Origin of the sequence: Shewanella sp. S1-49-MNA-CIBAN-0167, from assembly GCF_040310145.1 — a bacterium.
Classification (GTDB): Bacteria; Pseudomonadota; Gammaproteobacteria; order Enterobacterales; family Shewanellaceae; genus Shewanella; species Shewanella psychromarinicola.
Map to the genome: position 1 here is coordinate 1 of NZ_JBEOPO010000262.1, position 272 is coordinate 272.

Here is a 272-nt window from a genome sequence, read left to right on the forward strand (position 1 = left end):
CTTTAATGGCATAGCCGCCAATAGCATCAATTTTGCCGTGAATAAGCGCAATGGCATTACCGTTATTGTCGGTTTGGGCTTTCTCTAGTTGGGCTTCTAAATCACGGTATTCAGTGTCACCGTCGAGGACATACTCTAGAGCCGACACATCTAATGCCGGTGTTTCCTGCGCAACAGAGGCAACTTGCCAGCCTGAGGGGAAACTAAATTCACCCTTATCTAGATGTAAATGACCCAAAATCAAGGCAAGCAATGATGATTTACCTGTACCG

The 272-nt window shown here is 46.0% G+C and carries 1 pseudogene; it reads right to left on the reverse strand.

The window, feature by feature from the left end:
• Positions 1 to 272 (reverse strand): annotated as a pseudogene (locus AAEZ00_RS21260) (ABC transporter ATP-binding protein); the annotation flags it as partial.